Here is a 1,286-nt window from a genome sequence, read left to right on the forward strand (position 1 = left end):
TTCGAGGACTGTACGCAGACAAACAGCCTGCTGCTGGCTGCACGCAGCAGGCTGTTTTGCCTTCACGTTCACCCAACACGGTCAGCATTCCCAACCCTGATTTCAAAAGCTCAATACCGAGCCTGTATGTTCCCCTGTCAACGCTTAACCACTACCCTCACGAGCAGCAGCCCATGACTTAAGGTCTCCGGCGGTTCGCTACACCTTACCGGATAGAGGACTTGCACCTCCAATCTCATGCCAGCTTATCCCGGCGCACTGGGTGTCCTATGGTTTGGTTGATTGGTAAAATCAAACAATTCCACCGTATTTTCTCACGATTTGATAAGTGGGCAAAAAATTACATGTCTTTTTTGCGTTTTGCGTCAGCTTTGATATGGCTACGCTAAATGTCAACAGAGCCTAGGTTACTCTAAAAAAAATCCAAGGATTAAGGTTAATATTAAAGAAATAAAATGGCCATAATAAGCAAAAGTAAAAAATTTATTTTTTTGATTTTGTAACGTAAAAAAACTTTTATAAACATAAAAGAAATTAAAAGAATTAAAATTATCAATCTTCACACCAATATCGCCTCCATAGCTCCTTAATGTCTTAACAAAAAATAAATATGAAGCCCCCATATACAAACCTGATACAATTAAAAGAATATCAAAAAGCAAATAATATTCATAAAAAATCAATGCCTTACTCCCTATCTAATTTCAAAAAACCGTTGAGCCAATAAAATAGCCATTACCGAAAAAAGGCAACCTCTGAGCAACTATAGTTCTTTTAAATTCAGATTTTTATATATTTATCGGCCTTATTCCGGTTGCGTTTGTTATTGCAACCGGAATAAGGCCAATGAACACTAGTGCCTTTGTGCCCGTTAAGTAGCATGATCCGGAAGAGATCTGGCGTTTTTGTCACCGGTGTAACGATAAAATATCCGCTATACAATTCAGAAAGGAGCCTTATCTAATAGCTGCATAACAGCTACCATGAAAAAGATTGCGACCATAGTCTACAAAATGCTCAGAAATCTGTGGATTTAAAAACAGCATCCAGCATCTTGTTCACTAATAACAGAAAACTCGCAATGCTGATAAATATTAAGATAGCCACCCAAACTTAAAGAGAAAAATTTATTTCTACTATGAGAATCTCTCCCCCATACCACCAAATCCCCTCCATATGTTATCTCATTAATATAACCTAAATTCCCGATAAATTATACACCTACAAACGTTATACAAAGTGCTAAAATTGGATGTATGGCTTTGAGATTAAAGTTTTTATTTGTT

At 37.2% G+C, this 1,286-nt stretch carries 2 protein-coding genes; one reads left to right on the top strand and one right to left on the bottom strand.

Annotated elements, in window-relative coordinates:
- A partial coding sequence (locus tag LZ24_RS17750; protein ID WP_222427701.1) for a hypothetical protein occupies positions 1–182 on the top strand: 182 nt, incomplete at its 5' end.
- Positions 183–407: 225 nt separating this feature from the next.
- On the opposite strand, the gene LZ24_RS16970 is transcribed toward LZ24_RS17750, so the two are convergent.
- A complete protein-coding gene (locus LZ24_RS16970; RefSeq protein WP_144686893.1) occupies positions 408–683 on the bottom strand; it encodes a hypothetical protein in 276 nt (91 codons plus the stop codon).
- Positions 684–1,286 lie beyond the last annotated feature (603 nt).

This window comes from Desulfobotulus alkaliphilus (assembly GCF_007830435.1).
Classification (GTDB): Bacteria; Desulfobacterota; Desulfobacteria; order Desulfobacterales; family ASO4-4; genus Desulfobotulus; species Desulfobotulus alkaliphilus.